Raw genomic sequence first — 23,530 nt, forward strand, 5'->3', positions numbered from 1 at the left:
AGGTTGCCACTCGTCCTCGTTCCGTTTCATTCCTCGGTATTGACACTGTGAGGCGGCGGTGGTTGGGTTCCTGATACGTATTAGAGGGGAAGTAAGCGCACATGCGAGGCAGGCCGAGTCAGCGGGACATCGCACGGGCCGCCGGGATCTCCCAGGCGACGGTGTCCATCGTGCTCAACGGCAGGGCGGACGAGTACGGCATAGCACCGGCCACCCAGGACAAGGTCCGTGAGGCCATGCGGCAGTTGAGCTACGTGCCGGACGTGGCGGGCCGGTCCCTGCGCGGCGGGCGCAACGGGCTGATCGGGGTGCACACCTACGAGCGGGTCTTCCCGGTACGGGCCGAGGACTACTACCACGAGTTCCTGGCGGGGATCGAGGAGAAGGCGGTCGAGATGGGGCAGGACCTCGTGCTGTTCGCCTCGACCCAGCGCGAGGACGGCACCCGCAGCATCTACGGCGCCGGGTCCAACCGGCTGCGCCTCGCCGACGGGACGATCATCCTGGGCCTCGAGCGCAAGGACGAGGAGCTGGTCCGGCTCGCGGCGGAGGGCTATCCGTTCGTTTTCATAGGGCGACGCGACATCCCCGGCGCCCAGGTGCCGTATGTGGCGGCCGACTACGCCGGGGCGATCTCGGGTGTGGTGGCGGAGCTGGCTTCGTACGGCCACGTGCGGGTCGGATATCTGGGCGGCGTGCTGCGAGGCGGCCCGCAGGAGGAGCGCAGGGAGGCGTTCGGCCAGTTCGCCGCGAGAGCGGAGATGCGGGTCGCGCCGGCGGCGCTGCTGGCGCCCGAGGCGGTGACCGGCGCGTGGCTGCGTGAGGTGCTGGACTCCGGCACGACGGCGCTGGTCGTGGAGAGCTTCGAGCTGGCGGGGGCCGTCGCCGCGGCGGCTGCGCGGCAGGGCGTCCGGATCCCCGGGGAGCTGTCGGTGGCCTGCCTCGACATGCCACCGGCGGCGGGCCCGGCCGCCGCTTGGAGCCACATCGCCGTGCCCAGGCGGCAGATGGGCGCGCGGGCGGTCGAGCTGCTGCTCGGACTGCTCGACGGCCGGGTGCCGGCGGATCGGCACGAGATCGTGCCCTGCGCGCCGCTGACCCCCGGCACTGTCGGACCTCAGGAGTAAAGGCTCGCAAGGGCCCAGGAAGAAGGCACTGAGCGCGCCTTCTAATACGAATTAGGAGCGGATATGAAGACTACGTGGGCGGCGGGAGCCGCTCTTGTGCTCCTCACCGGTTGTGGCCTGAGCGGCGGCCCGGCGCAGGACGCGGGCAAGCCCGCGGACAACGCCATCGCCGTGTGGTTCCCCGGCACGAACCAGACCGAGATCGACCTGGTCACCAAGACCATCGCACCGAGGTTCGAGAAGGAGACCGGGGCCAAGGTGACGGTGACGTTCCTCGACTGGCCGGACCTGTCGACCAAGCTCAACGCCGCCTTCGCCGCCGGTACGGCTCCCGACGTCTTCGGCCACGGCCCGGCGGCGGTCGCCGACTTCGTGACCAACGACCGGCTCGAACCGCTGACCTCGTACGTGGCCGGACTCGGCGCGCAGGATCGCGACGACCTGGCGAACGCCCTGCCCGGCGGCCAGGTGAACGGCACCCAGTACCTGATGCCGCTCTCCATGCAGGGCAACCTCATCGCCTACCGGGCCGGCGACTTCACCAAGGCGGGGCTCGACCCCGGCAAGCCGCCCGCCACCTGGGAAGAGGTCAAGGAAGCGGCGAAGAAGCTGACCAAGCGCGAAGGCGGCAAGATCACGCATGCCGGTCTGCTGCTTCCCAGCCATCCGATCGGGCGCCAGCAGACGTTCGCAAGCCTGCTCGGCTCCGCGGGCGGCGAGCAGCTCAGCGCCGACGGCAAGAGTGTCGCGTTCGACTCGCCCGCCGGGGTCAAGGCGCTCGACTACTTCGTCTCCGTCTACCAGGGTCCCGACGCCGTGGCGAACCAGCTCGGCGCCAACTACCAGGACCTGCCGACCGCGCAGCAACCGCTGGTCACGGGCGACGCCTCGATGGCGGTGATGGCGCCGCAGACCGTCCAGCAGGTGGTCAAGGCCAACCCGGACCTCGATGTGTGGGTCATGCCGGTCCCCAAGTTCGAGGGCGCGCCGGAAGGCGTCGCCGTCGGCGGGGCGGGCCCCGGACTGATGATCAACAAGGACAGCCGGCAGAAGGAGCTGGCCTGGAAGTTCATCTCCTACATGATCTCTCAGCCCACCAGTCTGGAGTACACCCAGGGCATCGGGGCGATCCCGGCGCGCGTCTCGGCGGCCGGCACCGCGTACGTCAAGGACAGCCCGGTCATCCAGGCCTTCGTCGGGCAGGCCGCGCACTTCCGCCCCAACCCGAACGTGCCGGGCTGGACCCAGATCCGCGACACCATGGCCAAGCACCTGGAGCGGGCGCTCAACAAGAAGACCGATTCGGCGCAGGCGCTCCAGGAGGCGGCGGCCGAGGTCAAGAAGATCCTCAACGGCTGATGGCCACGCTCACCCAGGCGCCGCCACGCACCGCGAAGGGCCGGCCCGCGCCGGCCCGGCTGCGGTCCTCGCGCCGCTGGATCGGGCTGGTGTTCGTGCTGCCGGCCGCGCTGTATCTGATCGTCTTCCAGCTCGTACCCGTCCTGTACGGGCTGGCCCTCAGCTTCACCCGCTACAGCCCGCTCAGCCGGTCAGGCCCGCAGCCCGTCGGCGCCGACAACTACACCAGGCTGCTGAACGACCCGGAGTTCGGCCAGGCCCTGCTGGTCACCGGGAAGTACGTGGCGCTGGTCCTGCCGTGCACGGTGGTCATCGCGCTCGGGCTCGCCTTGCTCGCCAAGCAGTCCTTCCGCGGCGTCGGCCTCTTCCGCTCCGCCCTGTACGTGCCCCACATCGTCTCGCTCACCGCGGTCAGCATGGTGTGGTTGTGGATGTACTCCCAGCACGGCCTGTTCAACGAGATCCTCGCCCTCTTCGGCCTGCCCGAGCAGAGCTGGCTGCTGGAGGAGGGCTCCGCGCTGAACGCCGCCGCCGCCATGCGGATCTGGAAGGCGCTGGGCGCCAACATGGTCCTCCTGCTTGCCGGACTGCAGGCCATCCCCAGCGTTCTGTACGAGGCCGCCCGCGTGGACGGAGCCGGCGCCTGGCACGCCTTCCGCCACGTCACGCTGCCCGGGCTCCGGCCGATGCTCACCTACGTGATCGCCATGGACATCGTCTTCCTGGCCCAGGGCTTCGCCGAGATATTCGTCCTGACCAGGGGCGGGCCGCTTGGCAGCACCACGACGGTCAACTACCTGATCTATACCGAGGCGTTCCAGTACAACCGGTTCGGCAGTGCGTCGGCCATGGCGTTCGTCCTGTTCGCATGCATCATCGCCGTCTCGTTCCTGGCCGTCCGCGGCGTCGGGAGGCGCTCATGAACAGGCTCGCCCTGGCGGTGGCGTCCGTCCTGGTGCTCATGCCGTTCCTGTGGATGATCAGTCTGGCATTCACCCCGGAGCAGGACGCCTTCGGCTCGATCGGGCTGATCCCCTCTGATCCCACCACGGCGAACTTCGCCACCGCCGTCACCGACGCCCAGCTCGGCCGGGCGATGCTCAATTCGGCCCTGGTCACGGTGGTGGCCATGGTGACCAACTGCCTGGCGGCGGTTGCGGCGGGCTACGCCTTCGCGTTGCTGCCGTTCCGTGGCAGCAACGCCCTGTTCTACACCCTGGTCTCCACGGCGGCGATCCCGGTCTCGGTGACCCTGATCCCGCTGTTCCTGATGGCCAAGAGCATGCCCCTGCTGGGCGGTAACGACCTCGCCGGCACGGGCGGCACCGGGCTGCTCGACACCCTGGGCGGTGTGGTGCTGCCGTATCTCGTGCTGCCCATGAACATCTTCCTGGCCAGGCAGTACTTCAGCACCGCCGATCCCCACCTGGCCGAGGCCGCGAGAATGGACGGCGCGGGGGAGTGGCGGGTCTTCTGGCGCATCTACTTCCCGCTGGCCCGCCCGCTCGTGGCGGTCATCGCGATCTTCTCCTTCACCGCGGTCTGGGACGACTTCCTCTGGCCGCTCGTCGTGACCTCCTCCCAGGAGACCCAGACCGTCCAGCTCGCCCTGGCGCGCTTCCTGTCCACGGGCAACGTCCAGTACGGCCCGCTGATGGCCGGGGCCGTGCTGGTCACGCTGCCGGTCATCGCGGTCTTCCTGATCAACCAGCGCAGCTTCATCTCCGGGCTCACCGACGGCAGCGTCAAGGGCTGACTCCCGTACCAGAAAGGTCTATTGCATGCCCGAACTCCTCACCGACCTCATCGTCATCGGGGGTGGTCTCGGCGGCACGGCCGCCGCGTTGACCGCCGCCCGGCTGGGCCGGCGGGTGATCCTGGTCGAGCGCTCCGACTGGCTCGGCGGGCAGCTCACCGCCCAGGCGGTGCCTCCGGACGAGCACCAGTGGATCGAGACGTCCCTGACCTCGCCCAGCTACCAGGAGCTGCGCCGCCGGATCCGCGACCACTACCGGCGCGACTACCCGCTGACCGGGCAGGCCCGCGAGTGGGAGACCCTGAACCCGGGATTCGGCAACGTCTCGCGGCTGTGCCACGAGCCGCGCGTGGCGGCGCTGGTCATCCAGGAGATGCTCTCGCCGCTGATTGCCTCGGGGGCGCTGACCGTGCTGTCGCCGTACGAGGCGGTCGCCGCGGACCGCGACGGCGAGCTGATCAGCGCGGTCCACGTGCGCAGCCTGCGCTCAGGAAATGAGACCACGCTGCGCGCGCCGCTGGTCGTGGACGCCACCGAGCTGGGGGAGCTGCTGGAGCTCGCGCGCGTCCCGTACGTCATCGGCGCGGAGAGCGGCGACGAGCACGGTGAGCTGCACGCGCCGGCCGTCGCCGACCCGCTCGACCAGCAGGCCGTCAGCTGGTGCTGCGCCCTGGAGTACCGCCCGGGGGAAGAGCACACCATCGACCGGCCCGCAGGCTACGCGCACTGGCGCGACACCGTCGATCCACGCTGGCCAGGCCCCCAGTTGTCCTGGGACGACGTGGTGCCCGACCTGCTGACCCGCCGTACCCGCCCGCTGTTCGCCGCGGCGGACCACGAAGCGGCCGGAATCGACGACCTGTGGCACTACCGGCGCATCCTCGCCCGCCGCAACCTGGAGCCCGGCTTCCCCGGCGGTGAGATCACGCTGGTGAATTGGCCGCAGATCGACTACTGGGAGCTGCCGCTCCTCGGCGTCGACGACGACACCCGCACACGTGCCCTCCAGGGAGCGCGCGAGCTGACCCTGTCGCTGGTCCACTGGATGCAGACCGAGGCGCCCCGCCTGGACGGGGGCCACGGCTATCCCGGGCTGCGGCTGCGCGGCGACGTCACGGGTACGGAGGACGGCCTGGCCAAGGAGGTCTACGTCCGCGAGTCGCGCCGGATCAAGGCGCTGTTCACGGTCACCGAAGCGCACATCGGGCGCGAGATGCGTGGCGCGGAGGCGGGAGCCGAGCTGTTCGACGACAGCGTGGGCATCGGTTATTACCGGATCGACCTGCACCCGAGCACGTCGGGCCGGACGTACGTGGACATCGACTGCTTCCCGTTCCAGATCCCTCTCGGAGCGCTGCTGCCCCAGGGCACCACCAATCTGCTGGCGGCCTGCAAGAACATCGGCACGACGCACATCACCAACGGCGCCTACCGCCTGCACCCGGTGGAATGGTCGATCGGCGAGGCGGCGGGGGCCCTGTCGGCGTTCTGCGCGGAGTCGCGGACCTCGCCGCAGGCGGTCCACGGGACCGCGCGGCTGCTGGCCGACTTCCAGCGGCTGCTGACCGACCGGCTCGGCATCAGCCTGGCCTGGCCCGAGGAGATCAGGGCTCCGCGGGCCCGCCACGACTCCATCCCCAACGAGGTGACCGCCCATGCGGGCTGACCTCCCCTCCTCACCATCCACTCAGGAGGTAGCGTGCTCCACGTCCTGGCCTCATTAGCCGTCCTCTGCCTGCCCCTCGCCGCCACCGACCCGGGCGACGTCCCCGCCGACCGGCTGCCGCCCGCCGGCTGGACCGACACCCAGTGGCGCGATCCCGGCGGCTTCTCCACCATCGACGTCACCACGAAGGGCCTGCCCGCCGGCGACGCCGCCATCGACGCCTCGGCCAAGCTGAGCCAGATCATCGCCACGACCTCGGGCCGGCGGGTGCTCTACTTCCCGCCCGGCACGTACTACTTCAAGACCACTCTGAACATCACCGCCGACGACGTCATCCTGCGTGGCGCCGGCCGTACCCGGACCCGGCTGCTGATCGACGCGCCCGGGTCGGTGAACGCCGAGCTCAAGTTCAACGGCGCCTATGCCGGCGACCCGGCCGCCGTTTCCGGCTCACCCGCGTCGGGCAGCCAGTCCATCACCGTCCCCGGCGCCCCCGGCCTGCAGCCGGGCGACTTCGTGCAGCTCTACAAGGACGCCGGGCGCCACGCCTACGGCTATCCGATCGAGACGCAGATCTTCAAAATCGTCTCCAGGAGCGGCGACACGCTTCAGCTGAACATGAAGATAGGCCTGGCCTACCCGGCCTCGTCCGCGCCCAAGGTCCGCGAGATCGACATGCTGGAGAACGCCGGGGTCGAGCAACTGACCATCGAACGGCTGAACCAGCCGACCACGGAGAACGTCAACAACCTGGCGTTCTCCATGGTGAACAACGGATTCATCAGGGACATCGAGTCCGTGCGGTCCGGTCGCGCACACGTCAACGTCTACTGGAGCAAGGACATCTCGATCGACCGCAACCTCGTGCACGGCGCCTTCGTCAACCAGAACGGCTACGCCTACGGCATCAGCCTGAACTGGGGCTCCACCCGGGTGCGGGTCAGCGACAACAAGCTGTGGGACCTGCGGCACCACATCGTGCTGCAACTCGGCGCCAACCACAACGTGATCAGCTACAACTCCCTGGAGAACCCCTTCAACGGCTACAACGACCTGGCACTGCACGGCACCTTCGCATACCTGAACCTCATCGAGGGCAACCGCTTCTACGAGGGGTACGCCGACAACTCCAAGCTCGGCCAGGGCGAGCTCGAAGCGACCGGACCGGGTAACACCTGGTTCCGCAACTACGCCAATTACCAGATCGGCAGCATCAACGGCCAGACGACCCGGCAGAACCTCATCGGCAACAAACTCGGGCTGATCCGGCTGTCCGGGACCGATCATTACCACGGCGCCAACCTGGAGGGCACCACGCTGAAATGGGGGGCGCTCAGCGAGAGCTCCCGCATCCCGCCCTCGCTCTACACGGCGACCCGGCCGGCCTTCCTCGGCAGCACCCCGTGGCCGGTGTACGGGCCGGGCGCCGCCGACTGGGGTGCCGCCAACAAGCTCCCGGCGGCGACCCGGCCAAGACCCTGATGGCCCGGCCCGGCTGACCGACTTGATCGGCTAGGTCAAAGGGCGGCCGGGCCCGGCAAGCCATCCGGCGGAACCTGCCGTGAGCCGGGCGATGTGCTAGCCCAGCGCGTGGTCGAGGTGGAAGGCGGCGCTGATGAGCGCGAGGTGGGTGAAGGCCTGGGGGAAGTTGCCGAGTTGCTCTCCGGTGTGCCCGATCTCTTCGGCGTACAGTCCCAGGTGGTTGGCGTAGGTCAGCATCTTCTCGAAGGCCAGGCGGGCGTCGTCGAGGCGACCGGCGCGGGAGAGTGCTTCGACGTACCAGAACGAGCAGATCGAGAACGTGCCTTCCGGGCCCTGCAGCCCGTCTGGGCTGACCTCGGGGTCGTAGCGGTAGACCAGCGAGTCTGAGACCAGGCCGCGGCCGAGCGCATCGAGGGTGCACAGCCACTTGGGGTCGGTGGGCGAGACGAACTTGGCCAGCGGCATCATCAGGATGGACGCGTCGAGCACATCCTCGCCGAAGTGCTGGACGAACGCCTGCAGCGTGTCCGACCACCCGTGCCGGATGATGTCGCGGTAGATCGTGTCGCGGGACTGCCGCCAGCGCGGTATGTCGGCGGGCAGGCCGCGCTGCGCGGCCACGCGCATGGCGCGTTCGATGGCCACCCAGCACATCAGGCGCGAGTAGACGAAGTTCTTGCGTCCGCCCCGGGTCTCCCAGATCCCCTCGTCGGGCTGGTCCCAGTTGTCGCAGACCCAGTTCACCAGCGTGCACACCTCCTCCCAGCGGTCGCTGGAGATCGGGGTGCCCCACTTGTTGTAGAGGTAGATGGAGTCGATGAGCGCTCCATAGATGTCCAGTTGGAGCTGGTCGACGGCGGCGTTGCCCACGCGTGCGGGGGCGGATCCCCGGTAGCCCTCCAGATGGGGCAGTTCGTATTCGGGCAGGTCGCTGCGGCCGTCGATGCCGTACATGATCTGCAACGGGCCCGTGCCGTGGTTGTCGTCGAGCCCGACGTGGTTGGACAGGAAACCCATGAACGCCTCGGCCTCCTCGGTGAAGCCGAGCCGGAGCAGGGCGTACACGCAGAAGGCGGCGTCGCGTACCCACACGTAGCGGTAGTCCCAGTTGCGCGCGCCGCCGATCCGCTCGGGCAGGCTGGTGGTGGGGGCGGCGACGATCCCGCCGGTCGGGGCGTAGGTGAGCAGCTTCAGCGTCAGGGCCGAGCGGTGGACGACCTCCCGCCACCGGCCCCGATAGCGGGAGGCGGACAGCCACTTCCGCCAGAACTTCACCGTGGCGGCGAACTCCTCATCCGCCTCCTCGAGCGGGCAGCCCCGGGGCATGATCCCCGCGCCGACGCGGTCGAGGGCGAACACCGCGTGCTCGCCCTCCTGCAGTTCGAACCGGCTCCAGGCGTCCCGCCCGTCGGTCTCCACGGGCACGCTGGCGGACAGGGCGAGGCAGAGCGAGTCCGATTCGAAGGTCGTCTGTGACCCGTCCCGGTGGACCGTGTGGGATTGCCTGGCGTAGTCGAATCGGGGCGCCACGCGGGCGCGGAACGGGATTGTGCCGCGGACGCAGGTGACCCGGCGGATCAGCCGGTGCCGGTCGGCCTCGAGCCGGTCGCCGGCGATCGGCATGAAGTCCTGGATCTCGCCGACTCCGTCATCGGCGAAGAAGCGGGTGATCAGGACGTTGGTGTCGGGGAAGTAGAACTGCTTGGTGGTCGCCGGCATGTCGGCGGACAGCTGGAACGAGCCTCCTTTGCCGGCGTCCAGGATCGAGCCGAACACGCTGGGCGAATCGAATCGCGGGCAGCAGTACCAGTCGATCGTGCCGTTGGTGCCTACCAGTGCGACGGTCCGCAGGTCACCGATCAGCCCGTGCTCCCCGATCGGCAGGTATCGGGAGTCGTCGCGAGCCGTGGTCGTCGCGTCGGCGTTTTCTGCCTGCATGTTCTCAAAATAGGCAGCGTGCTTGATTGTGGGGCGCTGTAGTTCGTCAAGGAGCCGCAGATCTTCTCGGCACCGCGTCGCCGTCGCGGATCGGCGGACCGATGCGAGCGCGGACAGCGGAGGGGCGCGCTCGCGCCGGAGTGCTCACTGCCAGGTCAGCGAGCCCCGTGTCGTCCAGTAGGTCTGGGGATCCTCGGCCACCACGGCGAGACGCTCGTCCAGATCCGTGTCCCAGCCGATGTGGGCCGCGGTCAGATTGCTGTGGAACTGCTCCACCGAGGCGGCCCCGCTCAGCACCACGTCTGCCCACGGCTGGGCCAGGACGGCGGCCAGGGCGAGGGCGTCCGGGGTGAGGCCGCGTTCCCGGGCGGCCGCGGCAAGGGCGTGCGGGGCGGCGCGGGCGGTCAGACGGCCGTTCGCCACGCCCTCCTTGACGATCACGCCCAGGCCGGACCGGTGGGCTCGGGCCAGGGCCGGGCCGGCGGATCGCTCGAGCAGGTTCCAGGTCGCCTGGACCGTGTCGAACAGGCCGCTCTCGATCGCCCGGTCGATGGTGTCCGACTGACGCGGACCGGTCGTGGACAGGCCGACCGATACGCCGGCGGCACGCAGCCGGCGCAACTCGGCAAGGACGTCCTCGTCGTCGAGCACGCCACTCTCCACGGTGGCCGAGTGGATCTGATACAGCGACAGGTGCTCGCCCAGCAGCGCTCGCGTCTCGTCGAGCTGGCGTCGCAGGCGGCCGGCCGACAGCTCTTTCACCTCGTGCCGGTCGGCGTCCATCCGCCAGTCGCCGACGTAGGCGTACCCCCATTTCGATCCCACGGTCACCGCCCCGGGCGCGATGGCGCGCTCGCGGAGCCAGCCGGCGAGGAACTCCTCCGCCCGGCCGTAGGAGCGGGCCACGTCGAAGTACCGCACGCCGGCCGCCAGCGCGGCGTCCAGGACCGCCCAGCTCCGCGCCCGCATCGCGGCGACGCTGCGATCAGCCCCGAGATCCTCCTCCCGGCCGAGTGTGATGTAAGCCGGACGGCCCAGCGCGGCCAGCCCGATCCCTACCGGTGTCACCCTCAACTCTGTGCGACCGAGCGCACGCACACCCATCCCAGCCCGTATCGCGGCACCCCTGGCGCCCCAGCTCTCCGCCGTCATACCGCCAGTTGACCACACGCACGGGCTGCGCCGTCTTCGGCTACTTCGCCGAACTGATCGCCCGCAAGGAGCGCGAGCCGGGAGACGACCTCCTCAGCCGCCTGCCGACGCTGCGGCTCGCGTCCGGCCTGCCCGGGTACGGCCAGAAGCCGTGACCGGGCAGGCTGGGCGCTTTACCCCTTTCGGCGACGAGCCGTCAGTGGCACGGCGAAGCGCCCCCGTACGCTGTGGTGGGAAGAGGCACTCAACGTTGAGCGGGCGCGTCATGCGGGAAGATCGACGTTGTACCAGTCCTGTAGGAGGAGCCGCCACAGGCGGGGGAGGGGTTCCGCCTGCCGTCCCGCGTGCGTCTCGATCAGCTGGCCGGACAGCCGCCGGACAAGCGGGCCGGGGTGGTTGTCCCGCAGGCCGGTGAGGACGGCGAGGGCTGTGCCGGTCCGGCCTTCATCCAGCAGGTACGCCGCCGCGTAGCACCGTACGAGCGGATCGGCCGTGCCATCCTCCGCCACCCGGGTCAGCGCGTCAGGGTCTGCGGCGATCTTCGGCACGCAGGCCAGTCTGATCTGGCGACCGGCCGCCGCCCGGTGCCTGGCCAGCCGCTCCAAAACCGCCTGTGGCTGTGTGCCGGGGATCTGGCCCAGGACCTCCACCACCTCGGATTCGAACCAGCGCAGCCTGCGCCGCGGAACCCGGGCCGCGAACCACTCCGGATCCTTCACACCGTCGGCCCAGGCCAGCGCGACCAGTGCACACCAGCCCGGCCCGGCCTCCAGACGCCACCTCGACCGCTGGGGTTCCGTTTCGGCGATCTGCCTGAGCAGTTCCCGTCCCGGCTCGCCGAACTGTGCGAGGGCGTTCGCCGCCCGCCTCCGCACCGGACCCTCGATGACCCGGCCGTTCAACCGTTGGCTGAGCAACGCCTCACGCAGAACTGGGATGCCGGTGGAGTCGCCGCGGTCGACCAGGGTCTCCCCGATCGCCACTCGCAGCACCACCTCGGGAAGCTGGGTGGCGAGCTGGGCCAGGGACACCTCAACGCCCAGGTCGAGCAGAGACAGAGCCGCCTGGTAGCGGGCTCCGCTGTCGGCACGAGCATCGTCCAGCGTCGCACGCAGCGCCGCCGCGGCCGCTTCTGGATCGTGGCGCGACAGCGCGTGCGCCGCCATCACCCTCGCCCGGCCGTCCGGTGACCCGGTGGCCTGCGCGCGGAGCACGTCAGTGCCGGCCGGATCGGCGGTGCGGGCGAGCGCCACGCCAATCGCGTGCCGGGCGTACGGGCCGATCCGGCTGTGCGCGGCCAGGTCCCGCAGTGCCACCGCGCCCGCGGGATCCGTCCCGCACAGGGCGAACGCCGCGCCGTAACGGACTGACAGCCGCCGGCCGTCGGACAGGGTGCCAAGCAGCGCCTGCCGCGTCGGCTCGTCCGCGCGATCCAGCAGCAGACGGCCGGCGGCGACCCGAGTGCGCAGCCCTGTCCGCTCGCTGGTCGCCAGCAGGCGCAGGATGTCCAGCCCGTCGGCGTCGCCGTGGTCGCACAGCGTACGGGCGGAGCGGAAACGGATCCACGACTCCCGCGCCGAGCGGGCAAGCTCGGCCATCACCGCCAGGCCATGCGGATCCTGGTGCTCGATGAGCAGGCTCGCGGCCTCGTACTTCATCATGTCTTCGGCCGCCGGGTCGTCGGCGAGGGCTTGCATACCCGTCAGCACGGCGGGTCCGACGCGCCGAACGAGCACCCTGGCCGCCTCGAATCGCGCCCGAACGTCATGGTTCTGGCCGGTGGCGATGTGGAGGAGGATCCGGGTGGCCGGGGAAGGAGAGTGCTCCAGCAGCGCGGTCACTGCCTGGATCCGCACCATGACGTCCTGGCGCGGGTCGTCGGCGAGTGCGGCGAGCGCGCGTTCCGGCATGCTGGGCAGTGGAGGCAGTAACTCGTCGAGGGCGAACGACGGCCACCAGAACACCGCCCACTCGCCATCACCCGTCACGCTCCTGCGGACCCGGTCCGCGGCTCTGTAGTTGCCGTGCGACTCCAGCCGCCCGGCACACCAGCGCCGTACGGGATGCGCACCGAGACGGTCGTCAAGGCCGATGTCGGTGAGCAGTGCGCACGCCGTCTGCCTGTTGACGTCCGCCAGGACGTCAGCGACGATCGCCCGCGTCCATGCCGGGACCTCGGCGTCCCGGGTCACCTCGGCCAACCGGGCCATCAACTCAGGCCGGGACGCCGCCAGATCGACGAGCACGTCCAGGCACTCCTCACCGTGCCTGCCACTCCTGACCAGAGACAGCAGGCCCGCGATCACGGCGTCGGCCATGGCGGGCGGTACGCGGTACCCGTCGGTGAGAACGCGGCCCGCCGCCACCTGGCCGGCGTCGGTGCCATCCAGCAGCCGGGGGAGCAGCTCGGCCACCGGTGGCCCCGAACGGCCAAGCACGAACAGCGCGAACTCCCGAGTGGAAGGGTTCGCCATGTCACGCCGCCAGACGGCTTCATCGAACGTTTCGGCCCCGGCGGCGAGGTACTCCGCGAGGCTCTGGTGGAGGAAGGCGACATCAGTGCCGTCGGCGAGGAGCAGCGAGGTCGCCAGCAGCCGGTTGAGCACGGTGCCGGTGAGCACCGCCCGCGTCATTCCTTGGGGGGCCGCCGAGGGGATCCGCGCTGCCGTCCATTCCACCGCGGCCTGAAGCAGGTGCTGTTCGGGGTGATGCACCCTGAGCGCGGCGAGGTGGCACAGCAGGTCGTCCTCGTGTGCCGTCCACCCCTCCTCGCCGATGCCGGTGTCCCAGCGTCTGGCCGTGCGGAGCAGGGCGACGAACTCCTCGTAGAGCCGGGTGCGGTCTGCGGGCGGCCCCGCGGCGGGATCCCGCTCGTGCAGCAGGGCCGCCATGGTGACCAGCAAGGGAACGCGCGCCAGCGCGGACACAGCGCTGCGTCCGAGCCCGGCCACGAACGCCCGGGCCAGCTCTGGGGGGTCGGCGCCCGCCCCGGCCACCGGTCGCGCCTCGAACCAGCGCTGCGCGAACCGCTGCAGGTCGGCCGCGTCGAACAGGCGCAGCCGGAGGTCCGCCGCGCCCGCGAGGACGAGATCGGCCAGTTCTCCGAGCGGAAGCGGCCGAGTCGTGATCAGGAAGCGGAACACGTCCGACTTCTCCTCGACGGCCGAGCTCAGCATGGTCAGCACCTGCGAGCGCTCGTCGGGGTCGGTGATCTCGTCCACCCCGTCGACCAGCACCAGCCACCGGGCACCGTCCAACGGAGGTGCGGCGAACAGATCCGGTGATACTTGCTCGCCTTGGCCGGACCAGTGTTCGGCCAGGGCCGCCGGCAGGTCCTTGCCCACCAGCCGGGAGGCGGGTAGCCGCACCGCCACCGCCTCCCCGAACGGCGATTTGCTCCTGGTCCCGCGCCGTGCCCCCTGCCACCAGCCACAGGACGCGGCGGCGAGGTGAGCGGTCAGCGTGGACTTGCCGGCGCCCGGCTCCGCGACGACCACGGCGTGCCGATACCGGGCGATGATCTCCACAGGGGTCATCGGGCCGCCGTCCGCGGGCGCGGTCCGGCCGCCGTGCCCCAGGCCCGCCTCGGCGCGCTGCTGCACGTATAGCGTGGTCACACGGGGGAGATGCGTTCCCGTCAGATGGTAGCGGTGCCGCTCCGCCTCCCGGCGCTGTCCGGCCAGCAGTCGCCGTACAGCAGGCCGGAGCGGGACCGGTTGGCGGCGCAGGACCGCCCGGTGCACGGCGGCCGTCACAGCCACCAGGATGATTGCGGCGCCCAGTTGCAGGCTCGGCTCCCCGCGTGCCGCCGCGAGCGCGGCCGACACCAACGCGACCGCGCAGGCCGCAGCCAAGGCGGTGAAGGAGAGGCGGCCGGCCCACGGGCGAACGCGCCGATCCTGTGCTTCTCCGTCCACCGGTTGCCGGGTGGGCGCCGCGAGCACCTGGATGAGCAGGGCGGTCACCCCCGCTGCCGCCCCCACCACCGATGCGATCTTGTCACCGATGTCCAGCCAGTCGGGGAGCATGACGCGAATCTACGGCAAAACGGATCTACGGTACGGCGCCTCCTGCCTGCTCGCCGTCCGGTCGGGCATCCTCGCACCGCGCCCGTGCGGTCTGTTGGTCACGGCTGCGCGGGCGCTTCGTCGAGGCGTATGAAGGTGGCGCCCGCGGCGGCCGCGCGGGCGCCGAGGACGTGCCCGTTGCACATCCTCGTCTCCGTCCCGGCCCGGTCGATCACCTTCCAGGTCACCGGCTCCTGGCACGGCTGGCCGGGCCGGTCGTAGCTCCAGGTGCGCCGGCACACCCGGCACGTGGATATGCCCGCCCTGGAGGCGAGGGTGTTGCCGTGCTCGGGGCAGACGCTCCACGGCATGCCGCACGGCCGGGACTGGAGGCCGGCCAGGTCCTGGGCCGCGCGCTGCAGGTCCTCGGCGCCTCTGGCCAGCCAGTCCGCGGCATGCCGCGCCGCCACAAGGGGGTCACGTTCCGGCGATCCGTCCGGGGCGCTGTCGCAGAGTGCCCGGACCTCCGTGGTGAGCGCCTCAGCGCGGCTCGCCAGGGCGCGCAGGTGCGCGGGCGTGACGGTCATGCAGGCTCCCATCTCGCAAGGGCCGCCGCGGGTACGGCCGGGAAGGGTTGCTGATCTGGACCCTACGTCCTGATGACCGCGTGCGAACGCCTGCTTGCCCGTACAGCGCCCGCTTCTTCGGGAGCGTCTGCCCCACCTACGAATCCATCCCATATCTGGACTGGCAAGAAAAGGTGCCCGTCGAGCGGTGCAAAGCCGCATTTCACCCGCTCTCGGCCCTATGATCATCGGTACTGGAAGGCCGGAACCGCGAGAAAGGACCGTCCGGTGGGGGACAACTTCGACGCATGGAAGGCCGGCATCGACACGACCAGGCCCAGCATCGCCAGGGCTTATGACGTCGTCCTGAACGGGAAGGACAACTTCGAGGTCGACCGCGCCTTCGTCGCCGAGATCGTGAAGGTCGTCCCCGAGATCTACGACGTGGCGACCTACAACCGGCAGATCCTCGGCCGAGGTGTCCGGTTCATGATCGACGAGGGTGTCACCCAGTTCATCGATCTCGGCTCGGGCCTGCCGACCGTCGAGAACACGCACCACGTCGCACAGCGGGCGAACCCGCAAGCACGGGTGGTGTACGTCGACAACGACCCGATGGTGCTGGCACACGGGCGGGCGCTGCTGGCGGAGAACGAGAACACCGCGGTCGTCACCTCCGACCTGCGTGAACCGGCGGCGATCCTCGCCGACCCGGCGGTGCGCAAGATCATCGACTTTGACCGGCCCGTGGGCGTGATGCTGGTCGGCATCCTGCACCACCTGCACGACGACGAAGACCCCAAGGGGATCGTCGAGGCGTACATGGCGGCGGTGCCCCCGGGCAGCCATCTGTTCATCACGCACTTCTGCGACTCCAGCCAGGAGGCCCGGGACGCGGAGCAGAAGTTCCTCGCGCTGCTCGGCACCGGGCGGTTCCGGACCCCGGAGGAGATCACCGCGTTCTTCGACGGCTTCGAGCTGCTGGAGCCGGGCGTCGTGCCGCTGCCGCTGTGGCGGCCGGACGGTGAGGTGCCGAGGCGCCTGACCGTGGGCCAGCGGCTCATGTACGGCGGCATCGCCCGCAAGCGATAGCGACCGGCTGGTCCGGGCGGCCGCTCGCGCCGAGCGTGACGAACAGCGGGATGTGGCTCCTCAGTCGAGGCAGGTGTCGTCGGGGTAGATGGCCCGGGTGATGCGGCGGCCGATGTCGCGCAGCTGCCGGGTCTGGGCCTTGGTGAGGGGGTCGAACACGAAGGTGCGGACCGCCTGCACGTGCCCGGGGGCGGCCTCGACGACCTTCTTCCAGCCCTCGTCGGTGAGGCCGGCCAGGGTGTAGCGGCCGTCGGCCGGGTCCGGCGTGCGGCGTACCCAGCCGCGCTTCTCCAATCGGCCGACCACGTGCGACAGGCGCGAGAGCGACCCGTCGGAGAACGAGGCCAGCTCGCTCATCCGCATCGAGCGCTCTGGCCTCATCGACAGCCCGGCGAGCACCTGATACTCGAAATGGCTGATGCCCGCGTCACGCTGCAACTGCCTGTCCAGCGCGGCCGGGACCCTGATGAGCACGCTGACCAGCGCCATCCAGGTCTCCATCTCCTCGTCGGTCAGCCAGCGCGGCTCCTGGGATGCGTCGTCCACGACGCCTACTTTAACTTGAGTCGTCAAGTGATCGGATCCGTCTATCAGTTGACGCGTCAACTCCAACACCCCTACTGTTCGGTTGAACGTTAAAGTCACTTCGCATCGATCGGACCCCCCGATGAACGTCGTACTGTGGATCGTCGCCGGCCTGCTCGCCCTCGCCTTCCTCGCCGCCGGGATCATGAAGCTGGCCCAGCCCAAAGAGAAGCTCGCCGCGTCCGGCATGGCCTGGACCGAGGACTTCTCCTCCGGTGCGGTCAAGGGCATCGGCGCGCTGGAGGCACTGGCCGCCATCGGCCTGATCCTGCCGGCGGCCCTGAACATCGCGCCGGTGCTCACGCCGCTGGCCGCGGCCGGACTCGTCGTGGTCATGATCGGAGCCGCGATCACGCACGCCCGCCGCAAGGAATACCAGGGGATCGTCATCAACGCGGTGCTCCTCGTGCTGGCCGCGGTGGTGGCCTGGGGCCGCTTCGGCCCTTACTCCTTCTGATCACTCAACGAGCGATCACCAGAGGATCCAGGGGCTCTCCAAGCCGCCGCCCCATGTGGCCGTGCCCGTCTTCCTCCACCGCTGGCGCACGTCGATCTTGGCTCCGGTGCGCGGCGCCGTGACCTCGAACGGGCCGCACATGACGATCTCGCGCGGGTTCGACGGGGAGACGCCTGTGCAGATGAAGTGCTGAGAGGCGGGCACATCCGCGTCGGTGTTGAGCAACTGGACGTGTATGTCCGAACGTACCGAGCTGGATCCTCTGATCCGCCCCCGCAGGTAGAAGACACCGCCCACCATGGCCATGCAGGGCGACATCTCCGTACCGCTGCCGGGGCCCGCGGAGCCCCACGAACGGCATTGCCATTTCGGCGTCGGGCCCTGGTCCGTGGGCTCGGCCGGGTCGTCGTCGTCCGCCGGATCGGGCGCCACGGGCGTCGATTGCTGGGGCTGGGGAGTCTTGACCTGCTTCGCCGCCGGTTCGGTCGAGGGCGGCGGGGTGGGCGGTTCCGAGACGGGCGTCTTCGGGGTACGGTTCCGCTCCGTCCGCACCTTCGGTGTACGCACGGGAACGCTTTTCGCCTCGGTGGACGGGGTGGAGTTCGTGGTCTCGGCTGTTCCGGCCGGCCCGTCAGCCGATGGCGTCGAGGCGGCGGCCGCAAGGGGTGCCGCCCCCGTGTCCGGCTCCCGCCATGGCGCCACGACGGCCACTGCCGTCGCGCTGAGCACCAACGCCATGGACGTGGTCGCGCCGATCACCAGGCGCTGCCGGGATCGCCCACGCCGAGCCGAGGCCACGGTCTCGTCGTCGGTGGGGGAAGTCGCGTCTGTGGGGGAGAGGCCGCCCGTTCCGGTGGTCCCGGCATCACGGGCGGCCGGCCCCGTAGGGCCAGGAGGCAGGGGCGGGCCCGCCGAAGGGAGGGCCTCGGAGGTCACGGACGGAGCTTCTCCTCTGGGGACCCGCGGCAGGGCGGGCCACCCGGCCAGCGACGCCGCCGCCTCGCCCAGCGCCACCGCCACCGCGCGGGCACTGGGACGTCTGGCCGGATCCTTCCCCGCGCAGGCCGAGATGACCGACCACAAGGTGTCGGGCATCCCCTGAAGCCGCCGGGGCATGGCCATCGCATGTTGCCGGAGCAGGGCCATCGGGTGGTCGCCGACGAACGGCGGGCGCCCGGCGAGCAGCTCGTACAGGATCAGGCCGATGGCGTACACGTCCACCGCCGGAGTGGGAGCGCTGCCGTCGGCCACCTCGGGAGACAGGTACACGGGCGTACCGATGATCGAGGTGGTCTGGGTGAGGCCCGGGCCGTGGACGATGCGGGCCACCCCGAAATCCGTCAGCCGTACCTGCCCCGTGGTCCCGTCGATGAGGACGTTCCCCGGCTTGATGTCACGGTGCACGACGCCCACGGCGTGCGCGACCGCCAGCGCGTCGGCGACCTGCGCCATCAGCTGGGCCGCTTCCGCCGGGGGCAGCGTGCCGCGCTGCTGGAGCAGGGTACGCAGATCGCCGCCCTCGACCAGGTCCATCACGAGGGCGAGGCGCTCTCCTTCGATGACGAAGTCGCGCACCGTGACGATGTTGGGATGACGCAGGGTCCGCATCACGTTGCGTTCCTGCACGAACCGCAGCACCAGGTCCTGGTCGCCGGCGAGGCCGTCGCGCAGCAGCTTCACCGCCACGATGTCACCGGTGTCGCGGTGCCGCGCCCGCCAGACAGTCCCCATCGCGCCGGCGCCGATCTCGTCCAGAAGCACGTATCGGCTTCCCAGATACGCCTCGGACCCGCCCGTACCCATCAGCTGTGTTCCCCCTCCAACAGATGGAGATCACAATAGTCAGGTAGATCGGTGGCGAGGAAGATCCACCAAGCCGGTCGACCGGCACCGGGGCACTCTTGCGGCGACCGGTTCGTCGCCCCAGCTCATCGCCCGCGACGCAGTCCGCGCAGGAAACTCCACAGCGGGGAACGGGACGCTGGCGGCTCGCCGGCGGCCTCACGTGCCGGGGCCGGCTGCGTCGCGGGCACGTCGACGCCCGGGGGCACGGGGACACGGCTCTCCGCGAGTTCGTACTGGACGGGCAGGGACCGCAGCGCCCGCATGAAGGGGGAGGGGCGCCAGGGCAACTGGTCGGCCGGAAGTGCCAGCTTGATCTTGGCGCACCGGTCGAAGAGGCGGCGCACGGCGATCGTGGTGATCTGGGTCGCCAGCCGCTGGCCGAGGCAACTGTGCGGTCCCACGCTCCAGGCCAGATGCGCGCGGGTGCTGCGGATGGCGTGGTGGTCGATCGCTCCGGCGAATCGCGGATCGGCGTGGGCGGCCGCGACGGAGAGCATCACCGGGTCGCCGGCGGCGACCGTGTAGTCGCCCAGTTTCACGTCGGTCATCGGGAATCGGAAGGTCAGGTTGGCCATCGGCGGGTTGAGCAGGGCGACCCGGTTCACCGTCTCGTCGATCGCTCCCACCGACAGGCTTTCCCGTACGGCCGGATTGGAGATGACCTCGACGACCACGTTGCAGACGAGGCTGGCGGTGAAGTCCAGCAGGCCCGGCAGCATCAGCAGCTCGCGGGCCAGCTCGTCCAGCGTGAAGTCCGGCTTGGCCTCGATCATGTAGGAGGTCAGGTCGTCACCGGGACGCTCCCGCTTGGCGGCCGCGAGTTCCGTCATGGCCGCGTACAGCCGCTCGAAGGCCGCGGCCGCGTCCGGGCCGGCGTCGATCATCCGCCAGATGTCCATCACCACGTCCTCGCCGCGCGCGGCGCCGATGCCGAGGAGGCGGTTGGCGACCATCAGGGGGAGCGGCCGCGCGTACTGTGCCGCGAGATCCGCCCACCCGGCGGAGCCGCCTTCCGACAGGACGCCGATGAGGTCGTCGGCGTACCGCACGATGGCTTTCTCGAGCAGCTGTGCCTGCGGGTTGGCGTGATCCTGGAACGGTGCCAGCGCCTTGGTCCACGCGGCCCGCAACTGGCGCTGCGCGGCGCCTTCCTGGAACGCCGAGTTGTTGATCTGGAAGACGGGGAGCAGGGGCCAGTCCGCCGGTATCCGGCCCTCCACGTACGCCCGCCACCTGTCCACGTGCTTGCTCCAGATGCCGCCCGTGTTCTGCAGGACGCGCAGCACCTCCTCGTAGCCCAGGACGAACCAGACCGGCACCCCGAGGAGATCGACGGGTGCGACGGTGCCGTACTTGCTGCGCAGGCGTTCGTGGACGAGGCCGGGATTGGCGTCGTAGTCCCTGGACAGGAGCGGTTCTACGGACATTGACGCCAGTGTTTCTGCGGACTGCCGAGGCCATGGGCCGTGGGTCACGGTGATGAACTACCTCTCTCTGGTCGCCGCTCGCATTATGTGAGCTTCCGGCCAAATCACTCAAGAGTTCTGTAGCATCACGTATACCGTCCGTTATGGCAAGAGGTAGGCGATCAGACCGAGTAGATCGCGATGAGCCCGATGGTGATGCCCATGAGTGCGACCGTGGTCAGCACCCAGCCCGTGAACGCCGCCGCACGCAGGTGACGGCGGGTGGCGCCGGAGCTCCAGTACAGGACGACGTACGGCAGGAAGCCGATCCCGCCGACGCAGAAGAAGGGCAGGGTCAGCGCGCCGAACACGCCGCGCGGCCCCGCCATCGCCGCCCGGTCGCCCTCGGGAGTGAGCTGAGCCGGCACCGTGTCGCCCGCCTCCAGGTCGGGCGGGGCCGAGACCGGGACCGGGCGGCCGCCGCCGGGCACGAACGTGCCCTCGCAGTCGTAGCGGTTGCGGCCGACGGGCTCGCACACTTCCACGGTGAGCGTGCCCGGCGTGCCGACGGCGCCCGCCGCCAGTTGGATGGCCGGCACCCACAGCGGGATCGGCACCAGGCAGATGCCCGCCCACATCAGCACGAGCAGCACCTTGCCGATCCGCCCGGGGTCCCGGTTGCCCGACGCGGTGATCACGGCAGGACGGTGGCCGGTGCCTTCGGGGCGGACGCGGCCCGTGCCGTACCGGCGGTGTCTGCTCGTGCCTCCACGACGGCGTTTGCTCATGGCCCCACGATGACGGCCCCGGCTTGTAGGTGACTTGTCATCGGCTCGTGGGGCCTGTCACGACTTGGTGAGCACGTACGCCCGGCGTAACGGCGGGTGTGAGGCGGTGACCTCTGGATAGGTTTGGTGGTCTTTGTCGTATATGGGGGATTCACTTGCTCGAGAAGACTGTGATGGTTTCTGTGGCCGCTGTCGCGGCCATGTCCCTGTCCGTCGTCGCGCCCACGGCCGCCGACGCGGCGGCGTACGGCTGCCGCGGCACGCTGGTGGGTAGCTGGAAGGTCCCGATGAAGGACGCGCTCAGCGGAAAGACCTACTACCGCAGCGACGTCAAGCTCTACTACAACGCGAGGACCGGCTGGAACTGCGCCGCGCTCGTCAAGCGCCCGGGTGAGCCCCGGTACGGGGAGAAGACGCCGATGTCCCTGGAGATCTTCAACTCCCGGTGGGCCGAGGACCGGCCGAAGAACAACCACGACGAGGACCACGGGCGCTTCAAGTACTACGCGGGGCCGGTCAAGGTGTACGGCAAGAACCAGTGCCTGAGCATCCATGCTCGGCACGGCGATCACACCGGCCCGGGGACCGGCTACAACGGGCGGCTCGATCTGGGGCGTGTCGGCTGCAGGTGACCAAGACGGGGGAGGGCAGGGGCGCGGCGCCCGGACGGCCTGGCCGCCGATCCGCGGTGCGGCCCCAGCTCGGCCGAGGAAGGCGTGCGGCAACGGGCCGCTGAGAGCTGAGGCCGTCTCCGTGGTGGCCGGTCAGTCGGTGCCGGACTCCATCGCGGCGTGATCGAGCAGTTCCTCGTCCTCGGGTACCTCGCCGCGGGAGGCGATCGCCTCGGCCCCGCCCTCGGGCATCTCGCCGATCAGCTCGGTCGGGGCCGCCGGCAGGGCGTTGATCAGCGCCGGATGCGCGCTGCCGACCAGGCCGAGCGCGGCGTACTGCTCCAGCTTGGCGCGGGAGTCGGCGATGTCGAGGTTGCGCATGGTGAGCTGGCCGATGCGGTCGACCGGCCCGAAGGCGGAGTCCTCGGTCCGTTCCATGGACAGCTTGTCCGGGTGGTAGCTGAACGCCGGTCCGGAGCTGTTCAGGATGGAGTAGTCCTCGCCGCGCCGCAGGCGCAGGGTCACCTCGCCGGTGACCGCCGTCCCGACCCAGCGCTGCAGCGACTCGCGCAGCATCAGCGCCTGCGGGTCCAGCCAGCGGCCTTCGTACAGCAGCCTGCCCAGTTTCCGTCCCTCGTTGTGGTAGCTGGCGAGGGTGTCCTCGTTGTGGATCGCGTTGACCAGCCGCTCGTACGCCGCGTGCAGCAACGCCATTCCCGGCGCCTCGTAGATGCCGCGGCTCTTGGCCTCGATGACCCGGTTCTCGATCTGGTCGGACATGCCCATGCCGTGCCGGCCGCCGATGGCGTTGGCCTCCAGCACCAGATCGACGGCGGAGGCGAACTCCTTGCCGTTGATCGCCACCGGTCGTCCCTGCTCGAAGCCGATCGTGACGTCCTCGGCGGCGATCTCGACGGCGGAGTCCCAGAACCGCACGCCCATGATCGGCTCGACGATCTCGATGCCCGCGTCGAGGTGCTCGAGCGCCTTGGCCTCGTGGGTCGCGCCCCAGATGTTCGCGTCGGTGGAGTAGGCCTTCTCGGTGCTGTCGCGATAGGGCAGGGTGCGAGCGAGCAGCCACTCCGACATCTCCTTGCGACCGCCGAGCTCGCTGACGAAGTCGGCGTCCAGCCACGGCTTGTAGATCCGCAGGGAGGGGTTGGCGAGCAGGCCGTAACGGTAGAACCGCTCGATGTCGTTGCCCTTGAAGGTGGAGCCGTCCCCCCAGATCTGCACGCCGTCCTCGAGCATCGCGCGTACCAGCAGCGTGCCCGTGACGGCCCGCCCGAGCGGGGTGGTGTTGAAGTAGGTGCGGCCACCGGAGCGGATGTGGAACGCCCCGCAGGCCAGGGCCGCGAGCCCTTCCTCGACCAGGGCCGCGCGGCAGTCGACCAGCCGGGCGACCTCGGCGCCGTAGGCCGTGGCGCGTCCGGGCACCGAGGCGACGTCGGGCTCGTCGTACTGGCCGACGTCGGCCGTGTAGGTGCAGGGCACTGCACCCTTCTCGCGCATCCACGCGACCGCTACCGAGGTGTCGAGGCCGCCGGAGAAGGCGATGCCGACACGTTCGCCGACAGGCAGGGAGGTGAGTACTTTGGACACGAGTAGAAGTATATACATACCAATGCATGACCATGCAAGAGTGGGTGTCCCTAAGCGCTGGAGCAGCCGGTGACGGCGCTGACGGTCTGGG

Annotated in this window: 19 protein-coding genes; 10 read left to right on the forward strand and 9 right to left on the reverse strand. The window is 70.1% G+C overall.

The window, feature by feature from the left end; all coding sequences use genetic code 11:
* Window positions 1-101: 101 nt before the first annotated feature.
* The 6 genes from ACTMTI_RS49410 to ACTMTI_RS49435 all read left to right on the forward strand — a co-directional run bounded on the left by ACTMTI_RS49410 (window position 102) and on the right by ACTMTI_RS49435 (window position 7,390).
* Window positions 102-1,127 carry a LacI family DNA-binding transcriptional regulator gene (locus ACTMTI_RS49410; protein ID WP_441127839.1) on the forward strand — a complete coding sequence of 342 codons (1,026 nt, stop codon included), beginning with the start codon at window positions 102-104 and terminating at the stop codon, window positions 1,125-1,127.
* A gap of 63 nt (window positions 1,128-1,190) precedes the next feature.
* Window positions 1,191-2,486 carry an ABC transporter substrate-binding protein gene (locus tag ACTMTI_RS49415; RefSeq protein WP_441127840.1) on the forward strand — a complete coding sequence of 432 codons (1,296 nt, stop codon included), beginning with the start codon at window positions 1,191-1,193 and terminating at the stop codon, window positions 2,484-2,486.
* Window positions 2,486-3,409, forward strand: a complete 924-nt coding sequence (locus ACTMTI_RS49420; RefSeq protein WP_441127841.1) for a carbohydrate ABC transporter permease — start codon at window positions 2,486-2,488, stop codon at window positions 3,407-3,409. Before ACTMTI_RS49415 ends, ACTMTI_RS49420 begins: the two co-directional genes overlap by 1 nt.
* Window positions 3,406-4,242, forward strand: a complete 837-nt coding sequence (locus ACTMTI_RS49425) for a carbohydrate ABC transporter permease (RefSeq protein ID WP_441127842.1) — start codon at window positions 3,406-3,408, stop codon at window positions 4,240-4,242. Before ACTMTI_RS49420 ends, ACTMTI_RS49425 begins: the two co-directional genes overlap by 4 nt.
* Before the next feature lie 25 nt (window positions 4,243-4,267).
* A complete protein-coding gene (locus ACTMTI_RS49430) occupies window positions 4,268-5,908 on the forward strand; it encodes an FAD-dependent oxidoreductase (protein ID WP_441127843.1) in 1,641 nt (546 codons plus the stop codon).
* Between the two features lie 33 nt (window positions 5,909-5,941).
* On the forward strand, window positions 5,942-7,390 hold the full coding sequence (locus tag ACTMTI_RS49435) for a glycosyl hydrolase family 28-related protein (protein ID WP_441127844.1): 1,449 nt from the start codon (window positions 5,942-5,944) through the stop codon (window positions 7,388-7,390).
* A gap of 96 nt (window positions 7,391-7,486) precedes the next feature.
* Here ACTMTI_RS49435 and ACTMTI_RS49440 read toward each other — a convergent pair whose 3' ends face one another.
* Complete coding sequence (locus ACTMTI_RS49440; protein WP_441127845.1) at window positions 7,487-9,328, reverse strand: glycoside hydrolase family 15 protein; 1,842 nt, start codon at window positions 9,326-9,328, stop codon at window positions 7,487-7,489.
* Between the two features lie 144 nt (window positions 9,329-9,472).
* The gene (locus ACTMTI_RS49445; protein WP_441127846.1) at window positions 9,473-10,396 is read right to left on the reverse strand and encodes an aldo/keto reductase; all 924 of its coding nucleotides are present in this window, start codon (window positions 10,394-10,396) and stop codon (window positions 9,473-9,475) included.
* A gap of 92 nt (window positions 10,397-10,488) precedes the next feature.
* Between ACTMTI_RS49445 and ACTMTI_RS49450 the strand changes: the two genes are divergently transcribed.
* Window positions 10,489-10,635 (forward strand): hypothetical protein, encoded by a 147-nt coding sequence (locus ACTMTI_RS49450; RefSeq protein WP_441127847.1) that lies wholly within the window; start codon window positions 10,489-10,491, stop codon window positions 10,633-10,635.
* Between the two features lie 108 nt (window positions 10,636-10,743).
* Here the strand turns inward: ACTMTI_RS49450 and ACTMTI_RS49455 are convergent, their stop codons facing one another.
* Window positions 10,744-14,508, reverse strand: coding sequence for an NACHT domain-containing protein (locus ACTMTI_RS49455; protein WP_441127848.1), 3,765 nt, complete (start codon window positions 14,506-14,508; stop codon window positions 10,744-10,746).
* A 98-nt stretch (window positions 14,509-14,606) separates the two neighbouring features.
* Entirely contained in the window at window positions 14,607-15,074 is a 468-nt protein-coding gene (locus tag ACTMTI_RS49460; RefSeq protein ID WP_441127849.1) for a hypothetical protein, read from the reverse strand.
* Between the two features lie 267 nt (window positions 15,075-15,341).
* On the opposite strand from ACTMTI_RS49460, the gene ACTMTI_RS49465 reads away from it, so the two are divergent.
* Window positions 15,342-16,145 (forward strand): SAM-dependent methyltransferase, encoded by an 804-nt coding sequence (locus tag ACTMTI_RS49465; RefSeq protein ID WP_441127850.1) that lies wholly within the window; start codon window positions 15,342-15,344, stop codon window positions 16,143-16,145.
* Window positions 16,146-16,205: 60 nt separating this feature from the next.
* On the opposite strand, the gene ACTMTI_RS49470 is transcribed toward ACTMTI_RS49465, so the two are convergent.
* On the reverse strand, window positions 16,206-16,691 hold the full coding sequence (locus ACTMTI_RS49470; RefSeq protein WP_441127851.1) for a MarR family winged helix-turn-helix transcriptional regulator: 486 nt from the start codon (window positions 16,689-16,691) through the stop codon (window positions 16,206-16,208).
* 121 nt (window positions 16,692-16,812) lie between these two features.
* On the opposite strand from ACTMTI_RS49470, the gene ACTMTI_RS49475 reads away from it, so the two are divergent.
* Window positions 16,813-17,187, forward strand: a complete 375-nt coding sequence (locus ACTMTI_RS49475) for a DoxX family protein (RefSeq protein ID WP_441127852.1) — start codon at window positions 16,813-16,815, stop codon at window positions 17,185-17,187.
* A gap of 15 nt (window positions 17,188-17,202) precedes the next feature.
* Here the strand turns inward: ACTMTI_RS49475 and ACTMTI_RS49480 are convergent, their stop codons facing one another.
* The 3 genes from ACTMTI_RS49480 to ACTMTI_RS49490 form a co-directional block, all read right to left on the reverse strand.
* Window positions 17,203-18,948: a protein kinase domain-containing protein gene (locus tag ACTMTI_RS49480; protein WP_441127853.1), complete on the reverse strand. Its 1,746-nt coding sequence runs from the start codon at window positions 18,946-18,948 to the stop codon at window positions 17,203-17,205.
* 167 nt (window positions 18,949-19,115) lie between these two features.
* A complete protein-coding gene (locus ACTMTI_RS49485; protein WP_441127854.1) occupies window positions 19,116-20,459 on the reverse strand; it encodes a cytochrome P450 in 1,344 nt (447 codons plus the stop codon).
* Window positions 20,460-20,620: 161 nt separating this feature from the next.
* Entirely contained in the window at window positions 20,621-21,226 is a 606-nt protein-coding gene (locus tag ACTMTI_RS49490) for a hypothetical protein (protein ID WP_441127855.1), read from the reverse strand.
* A gap of 173 nt (window positions 21,227-21,399) precedes the next feature.
* Between ACTMTI_RS49490 and ACTMTI_RS49495 the strand changes: the two genes are divergently transcribed.
* The gene (locus ACTMTI_RS49495; protein WP_441127856.1) at window positions 21,400-21,858 is read left to right on the forward strand and encodes a hypothetical protein; all 459 of its coding nucleotides are present in this window, start codon (window positions 21,400-21,402) and stop codon (window positions 21,856-21,858) included.
* Between the two features lie 132 nt (window positions 21,859-21,990).
* Here the strand turns inward: ACTMTI_RS49495 and argG are convergent, their stop codons facing one another.
* Window positions 21,991-23,439 carry an argininosuccinate synthase gene (gene argG / locus ACTMTI_RS49500; protein WP_441127857.1) on the reverse strand — a complete coding sequence of 483 codons (1,449 nt, stop codon included), beginning with the start codon at window positions 23,437-23,439 and terminating at the stop codon, window positions 21,991-21,993.
* Window positions 23,440-23,530: the final 91 nt, after the last annotated feature.

This window comes from Nonomuraea sp. H19, from assembly GCF_052068215.1.
Classification (GTDB): Bacteria; Actinomycetota; Actinomycetes; order Streptosporangiales; family Streptosporangiaceae; genus Nonomuraea.

What these genes read in the sequence shown, in the direction of transcription:
- ACTMTI_RS49460 (WP_441127849.1), bottom strand. Translation starts at nt 15,074, where the DNA reads ATGACCGTCACGCCCGCGCACCTGCGCGCCCTGGCGAGCCGCGCTGAG.
- ACTMTI_RS49420 (WP_441127841.1), top strand. Translation starts at nt 2,486, where the DNA reads ATGGCCACGCTCACCCAGGCGCCGCCACGCACCGCGAAGGGCCGGCCC.
- ACTMTI_RS49455 (WP_441127848.1), bottom strand. Translation starts at nt 14,508, where the DNA reads ATGCTCCCCGACTGGCTGGACATCGGTGACAAGATCGCATCGGTGGTG.
- ACTMTI_RS49430 (WP_441127843.1), top strand. Translation starts at nt 4,268, where the DNA reads ATGCCCGAACTCCTCACCGACCTCATCGTCATCGGGGGTGGTCTCGGC.
- ACTMTI_RS49490 (WP_441127855.1), bottom strand. Translation starts at nt 21,226, where the DNA reads ATGAGCAAACGCCGTCGTGGAGGCACGAGCAGACACCGCCGGTACGGC.
- ACTMTI_RS49415 (WP_441127840.1), top strand. Translation starts at nt 1,191, where the DNA reads ATGAAGACTACGTGGGCGGCGGGAGCCGCTCTTGTGCTCCTCACCGGT.
- ACTMTI_RS49485 (WP_441127854.1), bottom strand. Translation starts at nt 20,459, where the DNA reads ATGTCCGTAGAACCGCTCCTGTCCAGGGACTACGACGCCAATCCCGGC.
- ACTMTI_RS49425 (WP_441127842.1), top strand. Translation starts at nt 3,406, where the DNA reads ATGAACAGGCTCGCCCTGGCGGTGGCGTCCGTCCTGGTGCTCATGCCG.
- ACTMTI_RS49475 (WP_441127852.1), top strand. Translation starts at nt 16,813, where the DNA reads ATGAACGTCGTACTGTGGATCGTCGCCGGCCTGCTCGCCCTCGCCTTC.
- ACTMTI_RS49495 (WP_441127856.1), top strand. Translation starts at nt 21,400, where the DNA reads ATGGTTTCTGTGGCCGCTGTCGCGGCCATGTCCCTGTCCGTCGTCGCG.
- ACTMTI_RS49410 (WP_441127839.1), top strand. Translation starts at nt 102, where the DNA reads ATGCGAGGCAGGCCGAGTCAGCGGGACATCGCACGGGCCGCCGGGATC.
- ACTMTI_RS49440 (WP_441127845.1), bottom strand. Translation starts at nt 9,328, where the DNA reads ATGCAGGCAGAAAACGCCGACGCGACGACCACGGCTCGCGACGACTCC.